The 25756-nt window shown below is 74.3% G+C and carries 22 protein-coding genes and 1 riboswitch; of the genes, 14 read left to right on the forward strand and 8 right to left on the reverse strand.

Annotated features, from left to right (window positions below; genetic code table 11):
- Window positions 1-78: 78 nt before the first annotated feature.
- Window positions 79-810 carry a GntR family transcriptional regulator gene (locus tag F8568_RS50745; RefSeq protein WP_202125732.1) on the reverse strand — a complete coding sequence of 244 codons (732 nt, stop codon included), beginning with the start codon at window positions 808-810 and terminating at the stop codon, window positions 79-81.
- A gap of 187 nt (window positions 811-997) precedes the next feature.
- On the opposite strand from F8568_RS50745, the gene F8568_RS35900 reads away from it, so the two are divergent.
- The 4 genes from F8568_RS35900 (at window position 998) to F8568_RS35915 (ending at window position 7713) form a co-directional block, all read left to right on the forward strand.
- A complete protein-coding gene (locus F8568_RS35900; RefSeq protein WP_160573891.1) occupies window positions 998-2374 on the forward strand; it encodes a hypothetical protein in 1377 nt (458 codons plus the stop codon).
- Between the two features lie 195 nt (window positions 2375-2569).
- Entirely contained in the window at window positions 2570-3544 is a 975-nt protein-coding gene (locus tag F8568_RS35905; protein ID WP_151598091.1) for an ABC transporter ATP-binding protein, read from the forward strand.
- Window positions 3541-4914, forward strand: coding sequence for an ABC transporter permease (locus F8568_RS35910; protein WP_151598092.1), 1374 nt, complete (start codon window positions 3541-3543; stop codon window positions 4912-4914). Before F8568_RS35905 ends, F8568_RS35910 begins: the two co-directional genes overlap by 4 nt.
- 3 nt (window positions 4915-4917) lie before the next feature.
- On the forward strand, window positions 4918-7713 hold the full coding sequence (locus tag F8568_RS35915) for an alkaline phosphatase family protein (RefSeq protein ID WP_151598093.1): 2796 nt from the start codon (window positions 4918-4920) through the stop codon (window positions 7711-7713).
- A gap of 90 nt (window positions 7714-7803) precedes the next feature.
- Here F8568_RS35915 and F8568_RS35920 read toward each other — a convergent pair whose 3' ends face one another.
- A complete protein-coding gene (locus F8568_RS35920) occupies window positions 7804-8745 on the reverse strand; it encodes an AraC family transcriptional regulator (protein WP_151598094.1) in 942 nt (313 codons plus the stop codon).
- Between the two features lie 232 nt (window positions 8746-8977).
- Between F8568_RS35920 and F8568_RS35925 the strand changes: the two genes are divergently transcribed.
- Window positions 8978-9814, forward strand: coding sequence for a metallophosphoesterase family protein (locus tag F8568_RS35925; RefSeq protein WP_151598095.1), 837 nt, complete (start codon window positions 8978-8980; stop codon window positions 9812-9814).
- 4 nt (window positions 9815-9818) lie between these two features.
- On the opposite strand, the gene F8568_RS35930 is transcribed toward F8568_RS35925, so the two are convergent.
- Window positions 9819-10451: a TetR/AcrR family transcriptional regulator gene (locus tag F8568_RS35930; protein ID WP_151598096.1), complete on the reverse strand. Its 633-nt coding sequence runs from the start codon at window positions 10449-10451 to the stop codon at window positions 9819-9821.
- 319 nt (window positions 10452-10770) lie between these two features.
- Window positions 10771-12495 (reverse strand): phosphomethylpyrimidine synthase ThiC, encoded by a 1725-nt coding sequence (gene thiC / locus F8568_RS35935; RefSeq protein ID WP_151598097.1) that lies wholly within the window; start codon window positions 12493-12495, stop codon window positions 10771-10773.
- Window positions 12491-12604, reverse strand: a riboswitch (TPP riboswitch). Its footprint overlaps the gene before it by 5 nt.
- Before the next feature lie 233 nt (window positions 12605-12837).
- Between thiC and gdhA the strand changes: the two genes are divergently transcribed.
- The 3 genes from gdhA to F8568_RS35950 all read left to right on the forward strand — a co-directional run bounded on the left by gdhA (window position 12838) and on the right by F8568_RS35950 (window position 16162).
- On the forward strand, window positions 12838-14214 hold the full coding sequence (gene gdhA, locus F8568_RS35940; protein ID WP_151598098.1) for an NADP-specific glutamate dehydrogenase: 1377 nt from the start codon (window positions 12838-12840) through the stop codon (window positions 14212-14214).
- Window positions 14215-14275: 61 nt separating this feature from the next.
- A complete protein-coding gene (locus F8568_RS35945) occupies window positions 14276-14842 on the forward strand; it encodes a dihydrofolate reductase family protein (RefSeq protein ID WP_151598099.1) in 567 nt (188 codons plus the stop codon).
- Window positions 14843-14938: 96 nt separating this feature from the next.
- Window positions 14939-16162, forward strand: coding sequence for a sensor histidine kinase (locus tag F8568_RS35950; RefSeq protein WP_236009839.1), 1224 nt, complete (start codon window positions 14939-14941; stop codon window positions 16160-16162).
- Here F8568_RS35950 and F8568_RS35955 read toward each other — a convergent pair.
- Entirely contained in the window at window positions 16149-16682 is a 534-nt protein-coding gene (locus F8568_RS35955; protein ID WP_151598101.1) for an NUDIX hydrolase, read from the reverse strand. The two genes, F8568_RS35950 and F8568_RS35955, sit on opposite strands and share 14 nt — an antisense overlap.
- Window positions 16683-16816: 134 nt before the next feature.
- On the opposite strand from F8568_RS35955, the gene F8568_RS35960 reads away from it, so the two are divergent.
- Entirely contained in the window at window positions 16817-17488 is a 672-nt protein-coding gene (locus tag F8568_RS35960; RefSeq protein WP_328601170.1) for a CDP-alcohol phosphatidyltransferase family protein, read from the forward strand.
- On the forward strand, window positions 17485-19983 hold the full coding sequence (locus F8568_RS35965) for a mannose-1-phosphate guanyltransferase (RefSeq protein WP_151598102.1): 2499 nt from the start codon (window positions 17485-17487) through the stop codon (window positions 19981-19983). Before F8568_RS35960 ends, F8568_RS35965 begins: the two co-directional genes overlap by 4 nt.
- A 44-nt stretch (window positions 19984-20027) precedes the next feature.
- Here F8568_RS35965 and F8568_RS35970 read toward each other — a convergent pair whose 3' ends face one another.
- The 3 genes from F8568_RS35970 to F8568_RS35980 form a co-directional block, all read right to left on the reverse strand.
- On the reverse strand, window positions 20028-21464 hold the full coding sequence (locus tag F8568_RS35970) for an aminotransferase class V-fold PLP-dependent enzyme (RefSeq protein ID WP_236009832.1): 1437 nt from the start codon (window positions 21462-21464) through the stop codon (window positions 20028-20030).
- A gap of 83 nt (window positions 21465-21547) precedes the next feature.
- Entirely contained in the window at window positions 21548-23197 is a 1650-nt protein-coding gene (locus F8568_RS49985; RefSeq protein ID WP_151598103.1) for an ABC transporter ATP-binding protein/permease, read from the reverse strand.
- A 105-nt stretch (window positions 23198-23302) separates the two neighbouring features.
- On the reverse strand, window positions 23303-23488 hold the full coding sequence (locus F8568_RS35980; protein WP_202125734.1) for a hypothetical protein: 186 nt from the start codon (window positions 23486-23488) through the stop codon (window positions 23303-23305).
- Between the two features lie 94 nt (window positions 23489-23582).
- Here F8568_RS35980 and F8568_RS35985 point away from each other — a divergent pair, with 94 nt between their 5' ends.
- Genes F8568_RS35985 through F8568_RS36000 form a run of 4 tightly spaced genes read left to right on the forward strand, consistent with a single transcriptional unit; the run spans window position 23583 to window position 25747 of the window.
- Entirely contained in the window at window positions 23583-24470 is an 888-nt protein-coding gene (locus F8568_RS35985; RefSeq protein ID WP_160573892.1) for a DUF881 domain-containing protein, read from the forward strand.
- 4 nt (window positions 24471-24474) lie between these two features.
- Window positions 24475-24672, forward strand: a complete 198-nt coding sequence (locus F8568_RS47200; protein WP_202125751.1) for a hypothetical protein — start codon at window positions 24475-24477, stop codon at window positions 24670-24672.
- Window positions 24669-25001, forward strand: coding sequence for a small basic family protein (locus F8568_RS35995; RefSeq protein ID WP_151598105.1), 333 nt, complete (start codon window positions 24669-24671; stop codon window positions 24999-25001). Before F8568_RS47200 ends, F8568_RS35995 begins: the two co-directional genes overlap by 4 nt.
- Window positions 24998-25747: a DUF881 domain-containing protein gene (locus F8568_RS36000; protein WP_151598106.1), complete on the forward strand. Its 750-nt coding sequence runs from the start codon at window positions 24998-25000 to the stop codon at window positions 25745-25747. Before F8568_RS35995 ends, F8568_RS36000 begins: the two co-directional genes overlap by 4 nt.
- The last annotated feature ends 9 nt before the right edge of the window (window positions 25748-25756 follow it).

The raw sequence follows: 25756 nt of genomic DNA on the forward strand, positions 1-25756 counted from the left end.
AACGTGCGCCGCGGCCCCCGGCCGGCGCCGAACGGACGGTCGTGCCCCGGACGCGCCGGACGCGGGCCGGGGGAGCGGTCAGTGGGACGGGGGGCGCAGGTCGAGCTCGAGGCGGTACCGGTCGCCCCGGTAGAGGGACCGGACGTACTCCAGCGGCCGGCCGTCCTCGTCCCGCGTCACCCGCTCGAACAGGAACGCCGGCGTGTGCACCGGGACGCCCAGCTCGGCGGCCTCCCCGGGGGTGACGACGGTCGGCTCGATCGTCTCGGTGCCCGAGGCGATCACGATGCCGGCGCCGCGCAGCAGGTCGTAGAACGACCGGCCCTCGAGGACGTCCCGGCGCAGCCCGGGCATGAGCGCCCGGGGCAGGAAGAGCGTCTCGATCGCCATCGTGGCGCCGTCCGCCAGCCGGAGCCGCCGAATGGTAAAGACCTCTTCGGCCGGTGGCAGGGCCAGCCGTCTGCCGATCCGCGCCCCCGCGGCCTCCGTGCGGAACGACAGCACGCGGCCGCCCGGCTTCATCCCCCGGCGGATCATGTCCTCGGTGAACGAGGTCATGGTGAGCGGCACCGCGATCCGCGGTTCGGCCACGTAGGTACCGCTTCCGTGCCGCCGTTCGAGCAGCCCCTCGGCGACGAGGCCGTCCACGGCCTGCCGTAACGTGGGCCGGGAGACGCGGAGGTCCGCGACCAGGCGGCGTTCGGACGGCAGCGCGTCACCGGGCTCCAGGCCGTCGAGCATGGCGAGCAGCTCGCGGCGGACCGCCTGCCGCTTCGTGTTCCCGTTCCGGCCCTCACCGCCAGCCCGCACGTCTTCACCCTTCCATGGAGCCGATCCCGTCGTCGCACACGCTACGTGCCATCATGGCAACTGGTCAATACCACTTTTGTCGATGTTCGCCATGGCGGCGGGCGCGCCACCGGCCTACCGTCACCGAAGATCGTCCTGACACCGGCCGAGCGCCGCGCCCGGGCGGCGCGGCGGGAGAGGCGGCGATGTGAAGCGGCGCGTTCGCGCGGGCCTGGCGCTCGCGGTCCCGCTCGTCCTGACCGTTCCGATGGGCGCCGCGGGCGCTGCGGCGGCCGGGGAGGGCACCGGCCCGCCGGGCGGCCGGCCCGGGTGGCGGCTCGTCGCCGCGGAGACCTTCGACCGGCGGCTGGACGACGCGCGGGTGCCGTGGAGGCCCGACGACGACGGACCCGGCAGCCCGTACGACGTCGACATGTACGACAACGACGGCGCGTACTTCGCCACGGTCGGCGGCCCGGCGTTCCGGACACAGCTCGCCAAGGTCCGCACGTACCGCAAGGCGTTCTCCTTCGGCGAGCGCGGCTGGCTCACCGCCGAGTTGGCCGCCCGCGACCGCGACGGCGACGGCCGCCCCGACCGGCCGCCGACCCTCACGTCGAAGCAGGGCGCCGCGGACATCGACGAGCCCGACCACCGCGGCGGCGTCGTCATCCGCTCGACGCGGGACCTGCCCTCCGAGTACCGCGTCGAGATGACGCTGCGCGGCCTGGACTTCGGCGGCGAGCGGAACGGCTCCTGGGACTACCCCGACGGCCGGATCAACGGCTACGCACCGGGCGGCTGCAAGACCGTCTTCCCGTGGGCGTCGGGCGGCGACTTCTCCAGGCCCGAATGCGAATGGGCCGACGCGCGCACCGACTCCAACGGCTTCTACTACATGTCGATCATGGATTACCGGCGGGTGGCGCCGCACGACAACATCTTCGTCCACAGCCACCGGAAGGTGGCCATGGACGGCTACAACAGGTACAAGTACACGGGATCGGGACTGAAGTACTGCGACCCGGCGACCGGGCGGTACGAGCCCTACTCCGCCGGTACGGGAAACGGCGTCAACGCCATTTTCATGACCGACGACCGCAGGTATCCGGCGATGCCCGGCACCGAGTACCTGATGCAGAGCGAATGCGGCCTCGCCAAGGGCGGCGCGATCGTCTCGACGGTCGACCTGCGGCCGGAACTGCTGCCGCAGAACCCCTACACCTTCGCCATCGAGCGGCGGAACGGCGCCTACACGATGGAGATGTCGGGCGTCTTCGCGCACGTGGGCCGGGCGACGTTCCGGTACACCCGTAAGTTCGTCCGGGACGGCGAGCCCATCTGGCACTACAACCGGGAACCCGGGGAGTACGACGGCCGCTACAACGCCGACTGGACCTGGACAGGGCCCGGCGGCACGCTGGTCGACCGCGACACCTGGCCCGCCGGCTCCGCCTACCCCGACCGGTTCATGATCGGTGACCCGCACATGAACTTCTACGAGGGCACGGCGCGGGTCGACGACATCCGCCTCTACACACCGGAGGAGCACGCGACCGCTCCGGGCGCGACCGGCGTCCGGTGAACCCCGCCCCCGTCCCCGTCCCCGCCGGGCGGCGCGCCCGCGAACGGCTCTCCTGACCGGCGCCCTGCGCGGTCCCTGATGCGCGGCGCGGCGCCTGGGGGTGGGCGATCATTCGCCGTCCGTTCGGCTGCGCGTCCCGTCCGCGCCACTCGCGATCTCTAAGTTCCTGCGGCGGCGTCAAAGACGGGAACCGACATGGGCAGAAGCAGGATCGTCCGCGCTCGCGGCATCACGAAGACGTTCGGCGAGGTGGTCGCGCTCGACGACGTCGATCTGGAGGTCGACGCCGGGCAGGTGCACGGCCTGGTCGGCCCGAACGGCGCGGGCAAGACGACCCTGCTCGGCCTCCTGCTCGGCCTGGCGGTCGCGGACCGCGGCCGCCTGGAGATCCTCGGGACGCCGGTCGGCCGGACGCTCGCCGTCCCCGACGGCGTCGCGGGCTTCGTCGACGGCCCCGGCCTCTACCCGTCCCTCACCGCGCGGCAGAACCTCACCGCCCTGGCGAGGCTGCGCGGGCGGCCCTCCGCCGCGGGCGTCGGCGAGGCGCTGGAGGAGGTCGGGCTCACCGACGTCGCCGACGACCGGGTCCGCGGCTTCTCGCTCGGGATGCGGCAGCGGCTCGGGCTGGCCGCCGCGCTGCTCACCCGGCCGCGGCTGCTCGTCATCGACGAGCCCGCCAACGGGCTGGACCCGGCGGGCAAGCGGCACGTCCACCGGGTCATCACCCGGCTCGCGTCGGACGGCGCCGCGGTCGTCATGTCCAGCCACCGCATGGACGACCTCGCCGCGCTGTGCCCGGAGGTCACCCTGCTGTCGACCGGGCGGGTCGTGTTCTCGGGACCGGTGGGCAAGCTCGCCGCCGAGGTCGGCGACCTCGACCACCGGCTGCTGACCGCCGACCCGCCGGCGGCCCGGCAGGTGGCGGCGGGGACGCCCGCCCTGCGGGTCGTCCGCGGCCCGGGTGAGGGCCCGGACGAGGACGTGATCGTCGTCCGCGGGCCGGTGGAGGCCCTCGACGGCCTGGTCGTGCGGCTGGTCGAGGCCGGGGTCGGGGTGCGCGGGCTGGCGCCGGTGGTCCCGCCGCTCGAGGCGGCGTTCCTGGCGCTGACCGGCACCGGGAGCGGCACCGAGTCCGGCGAGGCCGGCGAGACCGAGGAGGAGTCCCGATGACCGCCACCGCCACCGCCGCCGGGCCCGCCGCGGACGAGGCCCGCCCGGCGCCGCTGCCGCGCGGCTACCGCTTCGAGCTGGTCAAGCTGCTGTCCCAGTGGCGGATCCGGCTGGTGCTCGCCGTCTGTTGGATCGGTCCAGGCGCGTTCGCGGCCGCGGTGAGCCTGCAGTCCTCGCTTCCGGCCGACACGGTCTTCGGCCGCTGGATGCACGCGTCCGGCTGGGCCGGGTCGCTGGTGGTGCTGGGCTTCTCGTGCAGCTGGGCGCTGCCGCTGCTGACCTCGCTCGTCGCGGGTGACGTCTTCGCCGCCGAGGACCGGCTCGGCACCTGGCGGCACCTGCTGGTCGCGGTCCGCTCGCCGCGCCGGATCTTCGTGGCGAAGGCCCTCGCGAGCCTCACCGTGATCCTGGCGATGGCCGCCGGGCTCGTCGTCTCGGGCATCGCCGGCGGCCTGGCCGCCGCCGGCGGCCACCCGCTCGCCGGCCTCGACGGCCACATGCTGTCCTCCGGGGACGCGGCGGCGACGGTGCTGCTCGCCTGGTGCTGCGCGCTCGCGCCGACGCTGGCGTTCGCGGCGGTCGGGCTGCTCGGCTCGGTGGCCCTCGGCCGCTCGCCGATGGGGCTGCTGATGCCCGCCCTCCTCGCCATCGGCCTGCAGCTCGCGCAGATGCTCCCGCTGCCGGTGGCGGTGCGGATGGCCCTGCCGGGCGAGGCGTTCCTGGCCTGGCGCGGCCTGTTCACCGCCCCGGCGCAGACCGGCCCGCTGCTCATCGGCGTCGCGGTCGCCCTGGTCTGGGCGGCCGCCGCCACGGCGCTGGCCTACCGGCTGTTCCTGCGCCGCGACTTCACCGACCTCGCCCACGACGGGTCGGGGCGGCGCGTCACCGTGAGCGGGGTGCTGCCGCTGGCGGGCCTGGCCGTCCTCACGGTCGGGGTGGTCGCCTGGACCACCCCGGCGGAGGGATCGGGGATCGACCGGGTGAAGCTCGAGCGCTCCCTCGCCACCTCCTACGCCCACCTCTACCGGCTGCAGACCCGCGAGCTGCACCGCCCCGCCGTCACCGAGGCGCAGCTGAAAGCCACCGCCTCCTGCGACAAGGGCGGCGGCCGCGTCGCCGACGAGGGCCCGGGCAACGACTGGCGGTGCGTCGTGACCTGGCACCTGCCCGGCGTGGCGTCCGCGGGCACCGCCATCTACCAGCTCGACGTCACCGCGGACGGGCGGTACGTCGCCGACGGCGACGGCCCGAAGGAGGTGAACGGCTACTTCCAGGTGCGCACCTCGGGCGGGGACGCGCCCAACCCCCTGTGGCAGTTCGACGGCACCGTCGACCTGCTCGCCAGCCCCGCCAGTGTTCAGAAGGGTTAGTCCATGCACGTCAGACGTCAACGCCGGAGCCCCGCGGAGAACCGCTCCGGGGTGTTCCGCCGGCTCGGCGGCCGCCGGGTCCGGACCGTCGCGGCCGGTACGGCCGCGCTGGCCATCGCGGCGAGCGGAGGTGTCGCCTACGCCTCGACGCACGCGTTCGGCACCCACAAGGTCGGCGACACGACCGGTCTCGGCACGCTGCTCGCCAGCGACCAGTTCAACAAGCCGCTGGGCGACCGGCTGCTCGTCGACAACGGCAAGCTGCTGTCCTCGACGGTCAGCCCGGACGGGCGGCACCTCGCGGCCCTCACCACGGACCGCTCCATCGCCCTGACGATCGTCGACCTGAAGGACTACAAGGTCCTCCAGCAGGCCGGCACCTCCGCGGACGCGGACCTGAAGATCGGCAACAACAACGTCGGGCAGGAGGGGCCGACCTACTCCCCGGACGGCAAGACCCTCTGGATGCCGCAGATCAACGGCTTCAGCCGGTTCCCGGTGAACGCCGACGGCACCGTCGGCGCGCCGACGTTCATCACGATCCCGAACGACGGCTCGAAGCACCCGCTGCCGGCCCAGGCGGTGTTCTCCGCCGACGGCGCCACCCTGTACACCGCCGTCAACGGCCAGAACCGCGTCGTGGCCATGGACCCGTCCACGGGCGCGATCACCCGCAGCTGGAGCGTTGGGAACGCTCCAAGAGACCTCGCCCTGGTCGGCGGCAAGCTCTACGTCAGCAACGAGGGCGGCCGTCCGGCGAAGGCCGGCGACCAGACGCTCAACTCCTACGGCACCCAGGTCCCCGCCGACCCGAAGACGGGCGCCGCGACCACCGGAACCGTCAGCGTGATCGACGTGGGCGACGCGGGCGCGGCGGTCGAGTCCATCGACGTGGGCCTGCACCCGACCGCCCTGCACGCCGCGAACGGCGTGCTGTTCGTCGCCAACACCGGCAGCGACACCGTCTCCGTCGTCGACACCTCCAGGGACGCCGTCGTCCAGACCATCACGACCCAGCCCTGGCCGGGGGCCAAGGTCGGCTACGAGCCCGACGGCATCACCCTCACCGCCGACGGCCGCCTGCTGGTGACGCTCGGCCGCGCCAACTCCCTCGCCGTCTACCGCTACAAGAGCCCCAAGGAGCCGGTCGGCTACGTCGGGCTGCTCCCGACGGACTACTTCCCCGAGAACGTGACGACGGCCGGCGGGCAGGTGGTCGTCACCAGCCTGCGCGGCATCGGCGAGCGCGGCCCCGGCCGCACCATCGACAAGAGCGCCGGCACCTCGCCCGCCACCGGCCACAACACCCACGACTCGACCGGCACGCTGCTGCGGTTCAAGCTGCCGGCCGACCGCCTCATCAGGGCGTACACGGCCAGGGTGTTCCAGCAGAACGGCTGGGACGCCGCGTCCCTCATCGGGCTGCGCACCGGCGGGCGGGCGCGGCCCGTGCCGGTCCCGGTGCGGCTCGGCGACCCGTCGACCATCAAGCACGTCTTCCTGCTCGTCAAGGAGAACCGCTCCTACGACCAGGTGTTCGGCGACGACGAGCGCGGCAACGGCGACCCGGCGCTCGCCCAGTTCGGCGAGAACGCGACGCCGAACCAGCACGCGCTGGCCCGCCAGTTCGGGCTCTACGACAACACCTACGACGTCGGCACCAACTCCGCCGAGGGCCACAACTGGCTGATGCAGTCCGACAACCCGGAGTACACCGAGTCGGGCGCCGGCGAGTACACCCGCAGCTACGACACCGAGGACGACGCGCTCGGCCACCAGCGCTCCGGCACGCTGTGGAGCGGCGTCCAGGCCGCCGGGGGCACCGTCAAGAACTACGGCGAGTTCCTGCAGTTCGAGACCAAGCCGTCCGGCGCGACCTGGCAGCAGTTCTACTGCGACGCCAGGACCATGGCGGACACCGGCCAGAACACGGCCATCAAGACCGACTCGTCCTCGCCGATCCCGTCGCTGAACGACGTCACGGCGCACGACTACCCGAAGTTCGACACCAACATCCCCGACATCTACCGGTACGAGATCTGGAAGCGCCACTTCGACGCCGAGGGCCCGGCATCCCTCAACATGTTCTGGCTGTCCAGCGACCACACCGGCGGCGCGCCCAACCCTATCGCGCAGGTCGCCGACAACGACCTCGCGGTCGGCCGGATCGTCGACCACATCTCGCACAGCAAGTACTGGAAGGACAGCGCGATCTTCGTCATCGAGGACGACACCCAGGACGGCGTCGACCACGTCGACGGGGCGCGCGGACCGGTGCAGGTCATCAGCCCGTACGCCGACCACGGGAAGGTCGACAGCCACTACTACTCGCAGATCACGGTGGTCCGAACCATCGAGCAGATCCTCGGCGTCCGGCCGATGAACCAGAAGGACAGTGCGGCCACCCCGATGTACACCGCCTTCACGGGGCGGCCCGACTACACGCCGTTCACGGCCGTGCAGAACCGCGTCCGGCTGACCTACGGGCTCAAGACCCCGCCGGCCTGCGGCGAGGACCCCGTCCCGACGGCCAAGGCGGCGCAGGTTCCGGCCCAGTCGCCGACCCCGGCGGTGCCGGCGGGGGAGAAGGGCGTCGCGGCCCTGTGGGACGCGTGGAACCGGCAGCAGAACCAGAACGACCAGAACCCGCAGCCGGACCGCGCCAACCCCGACCAGATGGACCACTACACGTGGTACCTGACCCACGGGTTCACCAAGCCGTACCCCGGTGAGAAGAAGATCCTCGCCCCGGCGCAGGTGCCCGGCCGCTACCTGCCGTCGCCCGACGCCGACGGCTGACCCGGCCGGAGCGCAGGATAGGCGGCCCGTCGGAGAGACCCGGCGGGCCGCCGCGCGTCGGGCGGCGGCGGCGCGTGCGGCGGCGGCACGTCAGGCGGTGGCCGCGCCCGAGCGGTACTCCTGCGGACTCATCCCGTGCTCCCGCTTGAACGCGGTGCTGAGCGCGAACGCGGTGCCGTAGCCGACCCGCCGGGCGACGGCGTCGAGGGTCGCGTCGCTCTCGCGCAGCAGGTCGGCGGCCTGCGCCAGCCGGACGCCGGTCAGGTACGCCATCGGCGGCTCGCCGACGAGCCTGCCGAACCGCTGCGCGAGCGCGGCCCGGGAGACGCCGACCTTCGCTGCGAGGTCCGCGACCGTCCACGGATGCGCGAGGTCGTCGTGCAGCAGCCGCAGCGCCGGCCCCACGACCGGGTCGCCGTGCGCCCGGTACCAGCCGGGCTGCTCGGCCTCCGGCCGGGAGAACCAGGCGCGCAGTGTCTGGATCAGCAGCAGGTCCAGCAGCCGGTCGAGCACGACCTCCTGGCCCGGCTCGTCCTTGACGATCTCCTCGTCGAGCAGTCCGACCAGCGGCGACCGCCAGGCGTCGCCGCGCACCACCGCGAGCGGCGGCAGCGCGGCCAGCAGCCGCTGGGTGACCGCGCCGCGCGTCTCGTAGGTGCCGACGAGCATGACGGCCCTGCCGTCCGGGTCCGTGCCCCAGGCGCGCACGCCGAGGTCCATCGCCTCCGACAGGCTCGTCCCGTCCGGGGTGGTGCAGCGCTGGCCCGGGTGGATGACGACCTGCGGCTCGGTGGCCGGGTCGTCCGCGACGACGTACGGGGCGGGGCCGCGGCAGATGACCAGGTCGCCGGCGCCGAGGCGCAGCGGCGCGCCCTCGTCCGGCAGCACCCACGCCCGGTCGCGGACCACGGCCACCAGCGTCAGCGGCGCCTCGTCCTGGATCCGCATCGCCCACGGCGGGTTCAGCGTCGACCGGATCATGAACGCTCCGTGCGCGCGCGGGCCGTCGAGGAGGTCGGTCAGGGCGTCCATGCGATCAGCGTAAACGCCGTGGACGCTCGCGTATGGAGCCGAGCTTCTCAACGATGGTGGACGAACACCATTTCCGGCGACGGGCACGCCGGCGAGGTCTGCGAGGTCACCGGGCCGCGCGCGCTCGCCTCCGCCGAGGCGGTCGCCGGGATCGGCCGCGCCGCGCGGCCCGCGGCCCCGCGCTCGCGCACCGGGCGCGTGGCCGTGCCTCCGCTGCGCTTACGATCACGGGATGAGCGGTGTGTACGCGATCAGCGACCTGCACGTCGGATTCCCCGAGAACCGCGCCTTCGTCGAGGCGCTGAAGCCGGAGGCGCCGGGCGACTGGCTGATCGTGGCGGGCGACGTCGCCGAGCGGTTCGCCGACGTCGAGTGGGCGCTGGGGGTGCTCGCCGGACGCTGGGAGCGCGTGCTGTGGGTCCCCGGCAACCACGAGCTGTGGACGGTCAAGGACGACCCGGTGGCGCTGCGCGGCGAGGCCCGCTACCGGCGGCTCGTCGACATGTGCCGCGGGCTCGGCGTCCTGACGCCCGAGGACCCCTATCCGGTCTGGGACGGCGAGGACGGCCCGGTCACGGTCGCCCCGCTGTTCCTGCTCTACGACTACACGTTCCGGCCGGACGGCGCGTCCACCAAGGAGGAGGCGCTGGCGATCGCGCACGAGTCCGGCGTCGTCTGCACCGACGAGGTCTACCTGCACCCCGACCCGCACCCCACCCGGGACGCCTGGTGCGGCGCCCGGATCGCCTACACCGAGGAGCGGCTCGCGGCCCTCGCCCCCGGCGCCCGGACCGTGCTGGTCAACCACTGGCCGCTCGTCCGCGAGCCCACCCGCGTGCTCTGGTACCCCGAGTTCGCCCAGTGGTGCGGGACCGAGCGCACCGCCGGCTGGCACTCGCGGTTCGGCGCCGTCGCCGTCGTGTACGGCCACCTGCACATCCCCCGGACCATCTGGACGGACGGCGTCCCGCACATCGAGGTGTCGGTCGGCTACCCGCGCGAGTGGCGCAGGCACGGCGGCGAGCCGAAGGGGCCGCGCCGCGTCCTCCCCGTCCCCGCCCGTTCCTGACGCCTCAGCCGGACGCGCCGGGCGCCGTACCGAGCTCGCCGGGCTCGCCGGATTCGCGGAGCGTGATGCCGGGGGTGATGCCGGATGCGGCGAGGGAGAGCAGCCGGCCGCCGGCGCCGGGCTCGCGCTCGGCGGCCATCGCGATCCCGCCGGCGAGCTTCAGCACGTCCACGAACGCGGCCCCGGCGGGCGCCTCGCCCGCCTCCTGGGCGCGGGCGAAGAGCGCCTCGCCCGCGTCCCGCATCGCGCGGCACGACCGGAAGGCCTCCGGGCGCTCGCGCCGCAGGGACACCATGACCGCCGGGGCCGTCCCCTGGAACTGCGACACGGCGGCGACGAAGCCGCCCAGCCAGGTCAGGAGCGCCCGGCCGGGCTCCGGCGACGCCAGCAGCTCGCGGCCCCGCTCGGCGAGCGCGTCGTAGGCGTCGGCGAGCAGCGCCTCCAGGAGGTCCTGCCGGGTGGGGAAGTGGCGGTAGAGCGTCCCGACGCCCACGCCCGCCCGGCGGGCGACCCCTTCCAGCGAGGCGCCCGCGCCGTCGCGCAGGAACAGCTCGCGCGCGGCGGCGAGCAGCCGTGCGCGGTTGCGGCGGACGTCGGCGCGCGGCGCACGGGTGCGCGGCGTGTCGTCGCTGGTCACGTGGGTCCCCGGTCCTTCCTGACGCGTGCGCGGCCGCGGCGTGCAGGGGGACGGACCGCGGTGTTGGAACGTTCCCTGAAGTCTAGTCGCAGCGCGCCGCGCGGAACCGGGCAGGCGGCCGGGAACCCGCGGGCGGACTCCGGCGGCGGGAACCGAGCGGCGGGAACCGAGCGGCGGGAGGCCGGCGGCGGGGACGCCGGGCGGCCGGAGCCCGCAGCGGGAACGAGGTCCGCGACGGGCTCCGGCACAGGCCGGGCCGGGGGGAAGGAGGCCGTCCCGTCCGGGGCACCGGTGAGCGGTGCCCCGGCCCGGCGGCCGGTCAGGAACCGCCCGGGGCCAGCGGCAGGTACACGCGGCCGCCCGCCGCCCGGAACTCCCCGGCCTTTTCCCGCATCCCGGCGGCGAGCGCCTCCTCCTCGGCCACCCCGTGCTCGCCGGCGTACTTGCGGACGTCCCGGGTGATCTTCATCGAGCAGAAATGCGGCCCGCACATCGAGCAGAAGTGCGCGGTCTTCGCGGGCGCCGCCGGGAGCGTCGCGTCGTGGAACTCCCGCGCGGTGTCGGGGTCGAGCGACAGGTTGAACTGGTCCTCCCAGCGGAAGTCGAACCGCGCGTCCGACAGCGCGTCGTCCCACGCCTGCGCGCCCGGGTGCCCCTTGGCCAGGTCGGCGGCGTGCGCGGCGATCTTGTAGGCGATCACGCCGGCCTTGACGTCGTCGCGGTCCGGCAGCCCGAGATGCTCCTTCGGCGTGACGTAGCAGAGCATCGCGGTGCCGTGCCAGCCGATCATCGCGGCGCCGATCGCCGAGGTGATGTGGTCGTGGCCGGGCGCGATGTCGGTGGTCAGCGGCCCGAGCGTGTAGAACGGCGCGCCGTCGCACCACTCCTGCTGCAGGTCCACGTTCTCCTTGATCTTGTGCAGGGGGACATGGCCGGGGCCCTCGTTCATCACCTGGTTGCCGTACCCGGCCGCGATCCTCGTCAGCTCGCCCTGGGTGCGCAGCTCGGCGAACTGCGCCTCGTCGTTGGCGTCGGCGATGCAGCCGGGCCGCAGCCCGTCGCCGAGCGACCAGGTGACGTCGTACGCGGCGAAGATCTCGCACAGCTCGCGGAAGTGGGTGTAGAGGAAGTTCTCCTCGTGGTGCGCCAGACACCACGCCGCCATGATCGACCCGCCGCGGGAGACGATGCCGGTCTTGCGCCGCGCGGTCAGCGGGACGTACCGCAGCAGCACGCCCGCGTGCACGGTCATGTAGTCGACGCCCTGCTCGGCCTGCTCGATCACGGTGTCGCGGAAGACGTCCCAGGTCAGCTCGGCCGGGTCGCCGCCGGCCTTCTCCACCGCCTGGTACAGCGGGACGGTCCCGACCGGCACCGGCGAGTTCCGCAGGATCCACTCGCGCGTGGTGTGGATGTCCCGGCCGGTCGACAGGTCCATGACGGTGTCGGCGCCCCACCGGGTCGCCCACGTCATCTTCTCGACCTCGTCCTCGATCGAGGACGCCACCGCCGAGTTGCCGATGTTGGCGTTCACCTTCACCAGGAAGTTCCGGCCGATGACCATCGGCTCGCTCTCCGGATGGTTGACGTTGGCGGGCAGCACCGCACGGCCCGCCGCCAGTTCGGCGCGGACGAACTCCGGCTCCACGCCCTCGCGCAGCGCGGCGAACTCCATCTCCGCGGTGATCTCCCCGCGCCGCGCGTACGCGCGCTGAGTCACCGCGCCGCCGGTCGCGCGGCGCGGCCGGCGGGGGAGCGGCCCGTCGGCGGCGGGCGCGGAGCGGCGCCCGTCGTCCTCGGGACGCGGCTCCCGCCCCTCGTACGGCTCGGTGTCGCCGCGCCCGGCGATCCACGCCTCCCGCAGCGCGGGCAGGCCCCGGCGGACGTCGGTCTCGTGCTCGGGGTCGGTGCACGGCCCGGACGTGTCGTACAGGACGACGGCGTCGCCGTTGGTCAGCGGCACCTCCCGCATGGGAACGCGCACTCCCGGGCGGGTGCCCTGGAGGTAGGTCTTGCGGGCAGCTGGAACCACGGATTCGGTCATGACGACTCGATCTCTCCCTACGCCGGCATTACCCGGTCAGGTTCATGCGGTCAGCGGCCGTCCCAGCCGCTATCTCAGCCCGGTTCGCCGGGCCCCCGCGATCTGTCGTGCTCGACGTTAACCCGCCGCACCCCCGTTGCCGCAACCGCCGTCCATGGGTTAGAACGCGCCCGCGCGACGGGTGCGGGCCCGCGGGCCGGAGGCGCTGGACGGCACGCCCGTGGTGGACGTGAAGCCCGTGCTCAAGGGCGATGCGGGGGCTTGACCGGCCCGTGCGCCGGGCCGGCGCGGGCCGCGTCCTACAGTGGGAAGGCATGATCACCGTCTGAGGAAGGACCCGGCATGCCCGCTTCCCCCCGGCCGCACAGCGCGACCGGCTCGCAGACCGTGCTGGAGAAGACCTATGAGCGCGTCCTGGTACGCGACCCGGGGGAGCCGGAGTTCCACCAGGCCGTCCACGAGGTGCTGGAGTCGCTCGGCCCCGCGGTCGCCGCCCGTCCCGAGCTCGCCCGCCACGGGGTGCTGGAGCGGCTGGTCGAGCCCGAGCGGCAGATCGTCTTCCGGGTTCCGTGGACCGACGACTCCGGCGCGGTGCACGTCAACCGCGGCTTCCGGGTGGAGTTCAACAGCGCGCTCGGCCCGTACAAGGGCGGGCTGCGCTTCCACCCGTCGGTGAACCTCGGCATCGTGAAGTTCCTCGGCTTCGAGCAGATCTTCAAGAACGCGCTGACCGGGCTCGGCATCGGCGGCGGCAAGGGCGGCAGCGACTTCGACCCGCACGGCCGCTCGGACGCCGAAGTGATGCGGTTCTGCCAGTCGTTCATGACCGAGCTGCACCGCCACATCGGCGCCGACACCGACGTCCCGGCCGGGGACATCGGCGTCGGCGGCCGGGAGATCGGCTTCATGTTCGGGCAGTACCGGCGGATCAGCAACCGCTGGGAGGCGGGCGTCCTCACCGGCAAGGGCCAGCCGTGGGGCGGCTCGGCGTGCCGGACCGAGGCCACCGGCTACGGCAACGTGCTGTTCACCGCGGAGATGCTCCGCAAGCGCGGCGAGGAGCTGGACGGCCAGACCGTCACCGTGTCCGGGTCCGGCAACGTCGCGATCTACAGCATCGAGAAGGCGCAGCAGCTCGGCGCCAACGTGATCACCGTGTCCGACTCGGGCGGCTACGCGGTCGACGAGAAGGGCATCGACCTCGAGCTGCTCAAGCAGGTCAAGGAGGTCGAGCGGGGCCGGGTCGCCGACTACGCCGAGCGGCGCGGCGCGTCCGCCCGGTTCGTCCGGGGCGGTAGCGTCTGGGACGTGCCGGCCGACATCGCGCTGCCGTCCGCGACGCAGAACGAGCTGGACGCCCAGGCCGCGCGGGTGCTGGTCCGCAACGGCGTGAAGGCCGTCTCCGAGGGCGCCAACATGCCCGCCACGCCCGAGGCGGTCCACGTGCTGCAGGAGGCGGGCGTCGCGTTCGGCCCCGGCAAGGCCGCCAACGCCGGCGGCGTCGCGGTCAGCGCCCTGGAGATGCGCCAGAACGCCGGGCGGGAGATGTGGACGTTCCCGCAGGCCGAGGCGGAGCTCGCGGCGATCATGACGCGGATCCACAACACCTGCGACGAGACCGCCGAGCGCTACGGCGCGCCCGGGAACTACGTGGTGGGCGCCAACATCGCGGGCTTCGAGCGGGTCGCCGAGGCGATGCTCGCCCAGGGCCTCATCTGACCGGCCGGAACGCCGCGGTGTCGGTGGCGGCCGCTAGCTTTCCCCGGGAGAGGGGGAGGCGATGAGAAAGATCATTGTGTCCATCACCACGTCCCTGGACGGGTTCATCGAGGGGCCCGGCCGCGAGATCGACTGGCACGCGGTCGACGAGGAGCTGCACCAGCACTTCAACGACCGGCTCCGCGGCATGAGCGCGTTCATCTCCGGGCGCGTCACCTGGGAGCTCATGGCCGGGTACTGGCCGACCGCCGACGCCGACCCGGACTGCTCCCCGGCGGAGCGGGCCTTCGCCGGCATCTGGCGGGACATGCCGAAGATCGTCTACTCGCGGACGCTGCGGAGCGCCGGGTGGAACACCGAGATCAGGCGCGAGGTCGTCGCCGAGGAGATCCGCGCGCTCAAGGAGCGGCCGGGCGGCGACATGGCGCTCGGCGGCCCGGACCTGGCCGCCTCCTTCCGCGCCCTCGACCTGATCGACGAGTACTGCGTGTACGTCGATCCGATCCTGCTGGGCCGGGGCAAGCCGCTGTTCACGGACTTCGGCCACCGGACGGCGCTGACCCTCGCCGAGACCAGGACGTTCGGAAACGGCGTCGTGATGCTCCGCTACGAACGCGACAGAGGCTGACCGCGGCGGCGGCGCGCGGACGCGCTCGGCCGGCCCCCGGTCCGGGGGCGGGTGCGGGCGGGCGGCGGGGTCGGGGAGGATGGGCACGTGCTGACGATGCCCAGGCCCGGCGCCACGACCCGCGACGCCCTCCTGGCGGCGCTGCTCGCCCTCGCGGCGGTCGCCGTGGCGCTCGCCTGGCCGGGGACGCGGCCGCTGGACGCCGGGGGCGCCCTGCTGCTGGCCGGCGCGCACGTCCCGCTCGCGGTGATCCGGCGCCGCCCGGGCCTCGCGCTCGTCGTGCTCGTCCTGCTGACGCTGCCGTACCACCTGCTGCAGTACCAGCACCACGCGCTGGTTCCCGCCGAGGTGATCGCGCTGTTCGCCTACGCGGTGTTCGGCCGCCGGGTCCGCGCGGTCCTCACCGTGGTGGGCGCCCTGCTGTCGGTCTGCGTGCTGATGATGGCGCTGCGCGCCGGCGGCGGTTCCGTCCGCGAGCAGATCGCGGTGATCGAGGCCGTGGTGTCGGTGGTCATCGCCGTGCAGGTCTGGCGGTCGCACCGGGCCCGCGTCGCGACGATCACCGAGCGGGCCGAGCGGGCCGAGCGCACCCGCGAGGAGGAGGCGCGCCGCCGGGTGGCCGAGGAGCGCCTGCGCATCGCCCGCGACCTGCACGACCTGCTCGCGCACAGCATCACCGTGATCGGCGTGCAGGCGGGCGCCGCCGCCCACCTGCTCGCCGGCGACCGGCCGCTGGACCGCGCCGAGCTGGCCGAGGCGCTCGGCGCGATCGCGGCGACCTGCCGGGAGGCCCGCACCGAGCTGCGCGGCACCCTGCAGGTCCTGCGCGGCACCGACGTCGGCGCGCCCGCCGAGCTGCCCGGCCCGGACGCGATCCCCGGCCTGGCCGACGCCGCGCGCTCCGCCGGCCTGGAGGTGGTGCTGAGCGCGGACGGCGCCGCCGCGGCGCCGCCGGAGATCGGCGTCGCCGCGTACCGGATCGTCCAGGAGGCCCTGACGAACGTCGTCAAGCACGCCGCCGCGCGCCGCGTCGCGGTGACGCTCGCCCGCGAGGGCGGGAGCCTCGTCGTGCGCGTCGCCGACGACGGCCGCGGCCCCTCCGGCGCCGGGCCGGAGGGGTTCGGGATCCTCGGCATGATCGAGCGGGCGCGCAGCGTCGGCGGGACCCTGGACGCCGGCCCCGGCGAGGACGGCGGCTTCGTGGTCACCGCCGTCCTCCCGTCCGGCGGCGAGTCGTCGGACGGTGGGGCGTCCGGGGGCGAGTCGTCCGACGCGCCCCCGGACGCGCCGTCCGGCAGGAAGCCGGTCAGCCCCCGCTGACCGACCGGGCGTACAGGAACAGCAGCCCCGACAGGGTCGACCCGGAGCCGATCTCGCCGCGCGCCGCCAGCTCCGGGACCGACGCCAGCGGCACCCACTCGATCCGCTCCGCCTCCACGTCGGTCGGCTCGCCGACCCGTTCGGCGCCGTCCGCCCGGAAGACGTGGTGCACGCCGTCGTGCAGCCCCGGCGACGGGCGCACCGCCAGCAGGTGCTCCAGCGGCCCGGCGCGGAAGCCGGTCTCCTCGAGCAGCTCGCGCGCCGCCGACTCCGCCGGGTCCTCGCCGTCCTCGACCCGCCCGCCCGGGATCTCCCAGCCCCAGGCGCCGGTGATGAACCGGTGCCGCCAGATCAGCAGCACGCGGCCCGCGCCGTCGACGGCCGCCACGCCCGCCGCGGGCCGCACCCGCACGAGATGGTGGTCGAAGCGCCGCCCGTCGGGCAGTTCGACGTCGGCCAGCCGCACGTCCATCCAGGGGCTGTCGTAGATCGATCTCTCACCGTGCACCGTCCATCGCATGGCCGGACGCTATCGGGGGCTTTCAAAGCCTTACCGGTAGGGTCAGGATCAGTGAGACGGCGCGACCTCCGGGGGCGGACCCCGGACCTCGGGGCCGTCGCCCAGAGGGCGCTGTCAGCGAGGGGAGCGCAGCGGTGAGCACGGAGGCCGGCCGGGCGCCGGAGGCGGCGCGGGACCGGGTCTTCACGGTGCCGAACATGCTCAGCATGGCGCGGCTCGTCGGGGTCCCGTTCTTCCTGTGGCTGGTGCTGGTCGAGCAGGACTGGTGGGCGCTCGGGCTGCTGGTGTTCGCCGGCCTGTCGGACTGGCTGGACGGCAAGCTCGCGCGCGCGCTGAACCAGACCAGCAAGCTGGGCATGCTGCTGGACCCGGCCGCCGACCGGCTGTACATCTTCGCGACGCTCGTCGGCCTGACGATCCGCGACATCATCCCGCTGTGGCTGCTGGCCGCGCTGGTCGCGCGCGAGCTGGCGATCACCCCGATCGCGCCGATCGTGCGGCGGCTCGGGTACGGCGGGACGCTTCCCGTCCACTTCATCGGCAAGACGGGCACACTGTGCCTGCTGTACGCCTTCCCGCTGCTGCTTCTGGGCGACCATGACGGGGCGGCGGGCACCACGGCGAAGGTGATCGGGTGGTCCTTCGCCATCTGGGGGACGGCGCTGTACTGGTGGGCGGCCGTCCTGTACTGGGCGCAGACGCGGCAACTGGTGCTGGCCGGCCGCGGCGCGCCGCCCGACGGCGCGCCCGGACCGGGCGCGCGGCCCCCGGCCGGCGAGCAGAAGGGAGCTGAGACCCCCCGATGAAGGCCGTCGTGATGGCGGGTGGCGAGGGGACGCGGCTGCGTCCGATGACCGCCAACCAGCCCAAGCCGCTGCTGCCGCTCGTCAACCGGCCGATCATGGAGCACGTGCTGCGGCTGCTGAAGCGGCACGGGTTCAGCGAGACCGTCGTGACGGTGCAGTTCCTGGCGGCGCTGATCCGCAACTACTTCGGCGACGGCGAGGAGCTCGGCATGTCGCTGAGCTACGCGACCGAGGAGGTGCCGCTCGGCACCGCGGGCAGCGTGAAGAACGCCGAGGCGGCGCTGCGCGACGACCGGTTCCTGGTGATCTCCGGGGACGCGCTGACCGACATCGACCTGACCGACATGGTGCGCTTCCACGAGCGCAACGGCGCCCTCGTCACGATCGGGCTGAAGCGGGTGCCGAACCCGCTGGAGTTCGGGATCATCATCGTGGACGACGAGGGCCGCATCCAGCGGTTCCTGGAGAAGCCGACGTGGGGCCAGGTGTTCTCCGACACCGTCAACACCGGCATCTACGTGATGGAGCCGGAGGTGCTCGACCACGTCGCGGCGGGCGAGTCCGTCGACTGGTCCGGCGACGTGTTCCCCAAGCTTCTGGCGGAGGGCGCGCCCCTGTACGGGTACGTGGCCGACTGCTACTGGGAGGACGTCGGCACCCACGAGAGCTACCTGAAGGCGCAGGCCGACATGCTGTCCGGGCAGGTCGGCATCGAGCTGGACGGCTTCGAGATGTCCCCGGGGGTCTGGGTCGCCGAGGGCGCCGAGGTCGACGCCGAGGCCGTGCTGAAGGGCCCGCTGTACATCGGCGACTACGCCAAGGTCGAGGCCGGTGTGGAGCTGCGCGAGTACACGGTGCTCGGCAGCAACGTCGTGGTGAAGGAGGGCGCGTTCCTGCACCGCGCGATCGTCCACGACAACGTGTTCGTCGCGCCGTCGACGAACCTGCGCGGCTGCGTCGTCGGCAAGAACACCGACATCATGGCGGGCGCCCGCGTCGAGGAGGGCGCGATCGTCGGGGACGAGTGCGTCATCGAGGCGGAGGCGTACGTCTCCAGCGGCGTGAAGGTGTACCCGTTCAAGACGATCGAGGCGGGCGCGGTCGTCAACACCAGCGTGATCTGGGAGTCGCGCGGGCAGCGCAACCTGTTCGGCCCGCGCGGGGTGTCCGGCCTGGTCAACGTGGAGATCACGCCGGAGCTGGCGGTGCGGCTGGCCAGCGCGTACGCGACGACGCTGAAGAAGGGCACCACGGTCGTCACCGGGCGGGACGTCTCGCGCGCCGCCCGCACGCTCAAGCGCGCGGTGATCAGCGCGCTGACCGCCAGCGCGATCAACGTGCAGGACCTGGAGGCGACGCCGCTGACGGTCGCCCGGTTCGAGACGGGCCGGGAGGACTGCGCGGGCGGCATCTACATCCGCACCACCTACGGCGAGACCCAGGGCGTCGACATCATCTTCCTCGACCCCGACGGCGCGGACCTGTCGCAGGCCGCGCAGCGCAAGCTGGAGCGGGTGTTCGGCCGGCAGGAGTACCGGCGCGCGTTCCCCGGCGAGATCGCCGAGCTGACCTACCCGCCGCGCGTGGTGGAGACCTATACCCGCGACCTGCTGGACCGCATCGACATCAGCGGCGTCCGCGAGGCCGGGCTGAAGATCGTGCTGGACTGCGCGGGCGGCGTCGCGTCGCTGGTGCTGCCGAGCCTGCTCGGCCGGGTCGGGGTGGAGGTGCTGACCCGCAACAATGCGCTGGACGAGGCGAACCCGACCGAGACGCTGCCCGAGCGGATGCGCGACCTGGAGCGGCTCGGCGCGCTGGTGTCGTCGTCGCGGGCCGCGTTCGGCGTCCGGTTCGACCCGGTCGGCGAGCGGATCTCGCTGGTGGACGAGAACGGCGAGCTGGTCGCCGACGACCGGGCGCTGCTGGTGATGCTGGACCTGGTCGCGGCGGAGCGGCGCGGCGGGCGGGTCGCGCTGCCGGTGACGACGACCCGGGTCGCCGAGCAGGTCTGCCGGTTCCACGGCGTCCAGGTGGAGTGGACGTCGACCTCGCAGGACGTGCTCACCAAGGCCGCCGGGCATCCCGACGTGGTGTTCGCGGGGGACGGGCGGGGCGGGTTCCTGATGCCGGAGTTCAGCGGCACCGTGGACGGGATCGCCGCGTTCGTCCGGCTGGTCGGGCTCGTCGCGCGGACGCGGCTGACGCTGTCGCAGATCGACCGGCGGATCCCGGTCGCGCATTTGCTGCGCCGGTCCGTTCCGACGCCGTGGGCGGCGAAGGGGAGCGTCATGCGGCACGTCGTGGAGGCCGCGGGGAGCCGCACCCTCGACACCACCGACGGCGTTCGCGTGGTGGAGGACGACGGCGGCTGGGTGCTCGTCCTGCCCGACCCGGCGGAGGCGGTCACGCACCTGTGGGCGGAGGGGCCGGACGCGGACGCCGCGCAGGAACTGCTGGAGGAGTGGGCCGTCGTCGTGGAGCGCGCGGGCTCCTAGCGGCGCGCGGGCTCCTGGCTTCGCGCGGGCTCGCGGGCGCGGGGTCAGCAGCGTTCGCGCGGCCTGAGGCCCCTGGCGTCGGGTTCGCGGTCGCCGTAGGTCTCCTGCAGGAAGCGGACGAGGCGCTCGACGTCGGCGACGTTGGAGACCAGGCCGAGCGACGCGCGGACGGCGCCGCCGCTCGGCAGGTGGAGCAGGTCGAGGTACTCGTCGAGGTTCCGCATGCCGCGGCGCAGGGTCCGCCGGTCGCGCAGGGCCCGCTCGGAGATGCGGAAGGCGCCCTCCCCGGCGCCCGGGTTGCAGAAGCAGCCGGTGCGGACGGAGATCCCGGCGGCGGCGGTGTCGCGGGCGATGATCCGCTCGTCCACGATCCGGCCCCGACTGTCCAGCACGTTGAACGCGACGGTGCCGCCGCGCCGGTCCGTTCCGGCCGGCCCGTACACCCGGACCATGGGGGAGCCCTCGGCGTGCCGGAGCCCGGCCAGGCGGTGCAGCAGCCAGGAGGTGAGGCGGGCGACCCGGCGGTGGATCAGGTCGATGCCGATGTCCTCGATCCAGCGGATGCCGAACTCCACGTCCGGGATCGACAGGAAGTTCAGGGTGCCGTCCTCGAACGCGGTCTCGTCGCGGGCGAGGACGTGCCAGCCGCCGAGCGCGCTGACCGCCTGGATCGTGCCGCCCGCGAACCAGGGGCGGCGCAGCCGGGCGAGCGCCGCGCGGCGGGCGACGAGGGCGCCGACGCCGGTGGGGTAGCCGAACACCTTGTACCAGCTCACCGGGACGAAGTCGGGCCGCGTCCGGCCGAGGTCCAGGCGGTTCGCGGGGACGAACGCGGCCGCGTCCAGCAGCACGTCGTACCCGCGCGCGTGCGCGAGGGCGATCCACTCCAGGGGGTGCTGGACGCCGGTGAAGTTGCTCTGCGCCGGGTAGACGAGCAGCCCGCGGCGGCGGCCGAGGGCGCCGCGCAGGTCGTCCTCGGGGACGCGCAGGTCCGCTCCGCGGACGGGCACGCCGACGACCTGCGCGCCGCGCGCGCGGGCGAACTCGCGGATCCCGTTCACCGAGTTGTGGTTGTCTCCGGTGAGGACGAGCCGGGACCCGCGCCCGAACGGGTAGGCCTCGCCGACGAGCCGGCACGCGCCGGTCGCGTTGGCGGTGAAGACCACCGCGTACTCGTCGGGGGAGGCGTTGAAGAACCGGAGGATCGCCGCGCGGGTCCGTTCGACCAGCTCGGTGGACGCGCTGGACGTCGGGTTCTCCGAGTGCGGGTTGCCGTAGCAGTGCCCGGCGAGCCGCCGGGCGTGCGCGCGGATCTGCGCGTCGGCCGCCACGCCCGCCCCGGTGTAGTCGAGGTAGGCCTGGCCGTCGAGATGGCGGTACTCGGCGGCCCTCAGCTCGTCCAGCCGGCCCGTCGAGGCGTACTCGGCGTCGGTGCCGGGCGTGGCCCCCGCCGCCCAGGAATCGGTTGAGGCGGACATCATGCACCCCCGCGTACAAAGCCGCATCCTCCTCTAAGAACGGTCCAAAATCGGAGAACGGCTTGCAAGGGGATGTTCTGACCTTTTCAGGACGAGATGGCTGTGTTTGGGGATGCTCCGGCGGCCCCGCGGGACGCTCCGTCCGCGGCCCGCCGGGTGCGCCGGGCGAGGACGGCGGCCGTCCCCGCCAGGAAGAGCGCCGCGAACCCGGCCAGGATCGCCCAGTCGGCGCCCACGGCCCGGGAGAACGTGTCCCCGTACGAGGCCAGCAGCGGCGGCCCGAGCGGCGACCGGCCCGACGCCCACAGCCGGCCGACGCCGAGGCTGTGCCCGAGGCCCTCGAACGCCCACCGGTTCGACATCGCACAGCTCAGCCACCGGCCCGGCGCCGCCATCACCGGGACGGGCAGGATCGCGCCGACGAACAGCACCTGCGGGAAGCACAGCATCGGCAGGGCCATCGTCGCCTGCGCCGGGTCGGTCACCGCCGCCGACACCAGCAGCCCGAGCGCCAGCGCCGCCACCGAGCACAGCAGCAGCGTGGCGAGCAGCTCCCCGTACGTCCGCCAGCCCGCCGCCGGGAGCCGGTCCAGCCCGCGCAGGACCCCGAGCATCAGTGCGTCCACCGCGGCCAGCAGCGGCAGCAGCACGGCCGCCTTCGCCAGCACGTACGGCCCGATCCGCAGCCCGGTGAGCCGCTCCCGCCGCAGCACCGGCAGCTCGGTGCAGATCTGCAGCAGCCCGTAGGTCAGCCCGAAGAAGAACCCGCCGAACGCGATCCAGAAGAGGATCATCACGGTCGCGCTCGGGCTCGGCGACTCCGGCGCGAAGGCGCCCGGCCGGAACAGCACCGCGAACATCGCCAGCACCATCAGCGGCGATCCCGCCAGCACCGCGAGGGTCAGCCGGTTCCCGGTCAGCAGGTCCAGGTTCCGCCGGGTCAGCAGCGCCCACTGCCGCAGCGCCCCGACGCCCGCGCCCGCCGCCGCCTCCTCGCGCCCGGGACGGCGGAACCGGTTCCCCCAGTCGGGCTCGGCCGCGCCCGCGAGCCGCAGGTAGATGCCGTCGACCGCGGCGGCCCCGAACTCCTCCAGCGCCTCCCCGGGCGGGCCGTGGAACGCCAGCCGCCCGTCCGGCGCCAGCACCGCCACCCGGTCGCACACCGCGACGTCGGGCGGGTTGTGCGTCGTCATGACGACGGTCGTCCCCGCGTCGGCGAGGCCGCGCAGCAGCCCCATCAGGCCGGCGGCGGTGGCCGGGTCGAGGCCCGAGGTCGGCTCGTCGAGGAAGAACACCCGCGGCCGCGTCAGCATCTCGACCGCGATGCTCGCCCGCTTGCGCTCGCCGCCGCTCAGCCGCCCGACGCGCCGCCCCGCCAGGCCGGTGAGGGCCAGCGCGTCCAGGACCTCGTCCACCGCCCTCTCGGCGTCCTCCGGCGGCGTGCCGGCGGGCAGCCGCAGGCCCGCCGCGTACCGCAGGGTGCGCCGGAGCGGCAGCTCCTTGTGGACGATGTCGTCCTGCGGCACGTACCCGAGCGGCCCCCCGCCGCCCGCGCGGCGCACCTCGCCCTCGGCGGGCGGCCGCACCCCCGCGATCGCCTCCAGCAGCGTCGTCTTCCCGGCGCCGCTGCCCCCGATGATCGCCACGAGCTCGCCGGAGCCGATCGTCAGCGACACGTCCCGCAGCGTGCGGCGCCCGCCGTCCAGCCGCTGCCCGACCCCGCGCACCTCGATCACGTCACGCCCCCATCCCCTCCGGAGGGCGCGTCCGCCCCCAGAAGAACATGAACGACGCCGGGGCCCGGAGTCCAGAGGCGGATCCCGGCCGGCCCCGGCGGGCCGTCAGGAGACGGGGGCGTCGTCGGGCGGGCCGCCCGCGATCTCGGCCAGCACGTCCAGGGCGCCGGCGAGGACGTCCGCCGGCGGCGACGCCAGGCCGAACCGCACCGCCCGCGGCGCCGCCGCGCCGCCCACCACGAACGCGGCGGCGGGCGTGACGGCGATGCCGCGCCGGGCCGCCGCCGCCACGCCGTCCGCATCGGCCTCGACCGCACCCGCGCCGCCGCCGCGTAGCGGCGCGCCGGACCCGGTCCGATTTGGCGGGCCTTGCCATCATGGTCCGGTGATCGAACGACGGCGGGGACCCGGCGAAACCGGCCGGGCGGGCGGATGGCGGCGTCCGGACGCCTCCATGTCCCTGCTGGCGGACCTGTTCTCCGGCAAGCTGCTCGACCCCGGCTACGCCGAGGCCGCGGCGCGGCGCGCGGCGTCCGGCGGCCGGACCCGCCCGCGCGGGAGGCGGGCGCCGGCGGGCGCCGTCCTGGCGGTCCTGGTGGCGATCGGCGTCCTCATCGCCGTCGCCGGCGTCCAGGTGCGCCGCAGCGAACCCGTGGCGGCCAAGGAGCGCGCCCGGCTCATCGACCAGATCCACGCCCGCAGCGGCGAGGCGGGCGAGCTGCAGCGCCGCCTCGACGCGCTGCGCGCCGACACCGGCCGGGAACGGGCCGGCGCGCTCGAGCGCAGCGCCGCGGGACGCCGGGTCCGGCGCGACCTCGCCGCGCGGGCCGCCGCCGCGGCCGCCGAGCCCGCCTTCGGCCCCGGGCTCGTCGTCACCGTCGGCGACGCGCCCGGCGACGGCGCCGGGGACCCCGCCGGCCGGGTCTATGATCAGGACCTCCAGGTGCTGGTCAACGGGCTCTGGGCGGCCGGGGCCACCGCCATCGGGATCAACGGGCGGCGGCTCACCCCGGTCACCGCGATCCGCACCGCGGGGGAGGCGATCCTCGTCGACTACCGCCCGCTGACCGGGCCGTACGAGGTGACCGCCCTCGGCGACCCGGACCGCGTGCGGGACGCGTTCACCGGCTCCGCCGCCGACCGCAGGCTGCGCGCCCTCCAGGACCGGTACCGCATCCGGTACGAGACGCGCACCACGTCCGGCGCGCGGCTGCCCCCGGCCGGCGCGTTCCGCCTGCGGTACGCCGCGCCGGCCCCCGGAGCCGGCGGGTGACGCGGTGACGACCTGGGCGGCGACGGGCACGGAACGGGAGAGCACGGAACAGGTGGGCACGCAACAGGTGGGCACGCAACAGGTGGGCACGCAACAGGTCGGCACGCAACAGGTCGGCACGCAACAGGTCGGCACGCAACAGGTCGGCACGCAACAGGTCGGCACGCAACAAATCGGCACGCAACAAATCGGCGGGGCATGATCGCGCTGATCGGGCTGGTGGTCGGCGTGGGGCTCGGCCTCGCGCTGCACCCGGACGTCCCGCTGTGGCTCCAGCCCTACCTGCCCATCGCCATCGTCGCGGCGCTCGACGCCATGTTCGGCGGCGTCCGGGCCCGGCTCGAGGGGATCTTCGACGAGAAGGTGTTCGTCGTGTCGTTCCTCAGCAACACCGTCATCGCGGCGCTGATCGTCTTCCTCGGCGACGAGCTGGGCGTCGGCTCCCAGCTGTCCACCGGCGTCGTGGTCGTCCTCGGCATCCGGATCTTCTCCAACGCGGCGGGCATCCGCCGGAAGCTGTTCGGCGCATGAGCCGCGACGACCCCCGCGAGGACCCCCGCGAGGACGACGCCCGCGAGGAGGCCGCGGAGGCGGCGGCGCCGGCCCTCACCGGGGTGATGGCGCTGCTGCGCCCCAGAGCGAGCTGGGGGCAGCTCATCGGCGGGCTGCTGTGCGTCCTCGTCGGCTTCGCGGTGGCCGTGCAGGTCCGCTCCACCAAGCGCGACACCACGTTCGCCACCGCCCGGCAGGACGAGCTCGTCGGCACCCTGGCCGATCTGGGCCGGAGGTCCGAGCGGCTCCGGGGCGACATCCGCGACCTCGAGCGCACCAAGGCCGAGCTGCAGCGCGACGCCCGCGGCGGAGCCGCCCTGGAGGAGGCCCGCAAGCGCGCCACCGCCTACGGGCTCCTGGCGGGCACGCTCCCCGCCGAAGGGCCCGGCATCCAGATGGTCGTGCGTGACCCGCGCGGCGGCGTCCGCGCCGGCGGCCTCCTGGACGCGCTGGAGGAGCTGCGCGACGCCGGCGCCGAGGTCGTCCAGGTCAACGAGGTCCGCGCCGGTGTCGACACCTACTTCGTCGACGCCCGCGACGGCGTCCGGGCCGACGGCCGCACGCTGCGCGCCCCGTACACGTTCCTGGCCATCGGGGACCCGCACACCATGGCCACCGCGCTCGGCATCCCGGGCGGCGTCGTGCGGACGCTGCAGGCCGCCGGCGCCACCGTCTCGATCACCCCGCGCGCGAAAGTGACCGTGAGCGCGATACGGTCTCCGTAGAGGGAACGG

The organism is Actinomadura physcomitrii (assembly GCF_008923205.2).
GTDB lineage: Bacteria > Actinomycetota > Actinomycetes > Streptosporangiales > Streptosporangiaceae > Spirillospora > Spirillospora physcomitrii.

Bases quoted from the DNA above. Each gene is read 5' to 3' on its own strand.
- F8568_RS35905 (WP_151598091.1), top strand. From the start codon at position 2,570: ATGGGCAGAAGCAGGATCGTCCGCGCTCGCGGCATCACGAAGACGTTC.
- F8568_RS35910 (WP_151598092.1), top strand. From the start codon at position 3,541: ATGACCGCCACCGCCACCGCCGCCGGGCCCGCCGCGGACGAGGCCCGC.
- F8568_RS35915 (WP_151598093.1), top strand. From the start codon at position 4,918: ATGCACGTCAGACGTCAACGCCGGAGCCCCGCGGAGAACCGCTCCGGG.
- F8568_RS35920 (WP_151598094.1), bottom strand. From the start codon at position 8,745: ATGGACGCCCTGACCGACCTCCTCGACGGCCCGCGCGCGCACGGAGCG.
- F8568_RS35925 (WP_151598095.1), top strand. From the start codon at position 8,978: ATGAGCGGTGTGTACGCGATCAGCGACCTGCACGTCGGATTCCCCGAG.
- thiC (WP_151598097.1), bottom strand. From the start codon at position 12,495: ATGACCGAATCCGTGGTTCCAGCTGCCCGCAAGACCTACCTCCAGGGC.
- gdhA (WP_151598098.1), top strand. From the start codon at position 12,838: ATGCCCGCTTCCCCCCGGCCGCACAGCGCGACCGGCTCGCAGACCGTG.
- F8568_RS35945 (WP_151598099.1), top strand. From the start codon at position 14,276: ATGAGAAAGATCATTGTGTCCATCACCACGTCCCTGGACGGGTTCATC.
- F8568_RS35950 (WP_236009839.1), top strand. From the start codon at position 14,939: ATGCCCAGGCCCGGCGCCACGACCCGCGACGCCCTCCTGGCGGCGCTG.
- F8568_RS35955 (WP_151598101.1), bottom strand. From the start codon at position 16,682: ATGCGATGGACGGTGCACGGTGAGAGATCGATCTACGACAGCCCCTGG.
- F8568_RS35965 (WP_151598102.1), top strand. From the start codon at position 17,485: ATGAAGGCCGTCGTGATGGCGGGTGGCGAGGGGACGCGGCTGCGTCCG.
- F8568_RS35970 (WP_236009832.1), bottom strand. From the start codon at position 21,464: ATGATGTCCGCCTCAACCGATTCCTGGGCGGCGGGGGCCACGCCCGGC.
- F8568_RS35995 (WP_151598105.1), top strand. From the start codon at position 24,669: ATGATCGCGCTGATCGGGCTGGTGGTCGGCGTGGGGCTCGGCCTCGCG.
- F8568_RS36000 (WP_151598106.1), top strand. From the start codon at position 24,998: ATGAGCCGCGACGACCCCCGCGAGGACCCCCGCGAGGACGACGCCCGC.